The following is a 1246-nucleotide window of genomic DNA, read 5'->3' as shown; positions in this document are numbered from 1 at the left end:
GGTCGACGTCGGCCGCCAGCCGCCAGGGGCGCACCACCACCACCAGCACGACGGTGCCGATCGCCAGGGCGGTGAGGATCACCGCGGCCATGGCGCGGGCGTCGTTGCCAAGCACGCCCACCAGCGGCGAGACCAGGGCCCCGACGCCGAACTGCACCGCCCCCAGGAGCGCGGCGGCCGCGCCGGCGGCCTCACCGTGCCGGGACAGGGCCAGCGCGGGGGCGTTCGGCAGGGCCAGGCCGGTGGAGAAGAGGACCAGCCACAGCGGCAGCGCCACCCCGAGCAGGCCGCCGGTGCCGGTGGCGGCCAGCACCAGCAGCACCGTGCCGGCGAGCAGGCCGACGAGGGTGCCCGCCAGCAGCACCTGCGAGGGGGCGAAGCGGCGCAGGGCCAGCGGGTTCAGCTGGGTGGCCCCGATCAGCCACACGGCGCCGGCGCCGAAGAGGAGGCCGAACTGCTGCTGGTCCAGGCCGAACTGGTCCTGGTACACGAACGAGGCACCGGCCACGTAGCTGAAGAGGGCCGCCATGGTCAGCCCGGCCACCAGCACCAGGCCGAGGTAGGTGCGGTCGCGCAGCAGGGCGCGGTAGGTCTGCACGGTGGCGCCCAGGCGCAGCGGGCGGCGGGCCTCCGGCGGCAGGGTCTCGCGCAGCGAGCGCGCGCCGAGCGCCAGCAGCAGCAGCCCGTAGACGCCCAGCAGGAGGAAGATCCCGCGCCAGGAGGTGAAGCGCAGCACCTCGCCGCCGATGGTCGGGGCCAGCACGGGCGCGGCGCCGATGACGAGGAAGAGCCGGGAGAGCATCGTGGCCGCGGCGCGGCCCTCGTACAGGTCGCGCACGATCGCCAGGGCGATGACGGCACCGGCCGCCGTGCCCACGCCCTGCAGCACGCGCAGCGCACCGAGGACGGCGATGTTCGGCGCCAGCAGGACCAGCAGGGAGGCGATCACGTGCAGGGCGGTCCCGGCCATCAGCGGGCGCCGCCGGCCGAGGGCGTCGGAGAGCGGGCCGATCACGAGCTGACCGAGCGCCAGGCCGACCAGCGTGCCCGTCAGGGTCAGCTGCACCGCGGCCTCGCCGGTCTCCAGCTCCGTGGCGATGGTGGGCAGCGCCGGCAGGTACATGTCGATGGTCAGCGGGCCGACCGCGACGAAGGCCCCCAGCACCAGCGCGGTGCGCCCCATGCTCGGCCGGGCACGCCCAGCGGGGGCGGACGGCTCGGCGGGGGTGGGCGGCTCGCCGGGCCG

The 1246-nt window shown here is 76.4% G+C and carries 1 protein-coding gene; it reads right to left on the bottom strand.

What is annotated here, in order from left to right; translation table 11 throughout:
- A partial coding sequence (locus GTQ99_RS23385; protein ID WP_166618038.1) for a multidrug effflux MFS transporter occupies positions 1–1183 on the bottom strand: 1183 nt, incomplete at its 3' end.
- Between the last annotated feature and the right edge of the window lie 63 nt (positions 1184–1246).

This window comes from Kineococcus vitellinus, from assembly GCF_009906315.1.
Lineage (GTDB): Bacteria > Actinomycetota > Actinomycetes > Actinomycetales > Kineococcaceae > Kineococcus > Kineococcus vitellinus.
The sequence above is the reverse complement of the archived record's forward strand: the minus strand, read 5'-3'. Positions and strand labels throughout refer to the sequence as shown.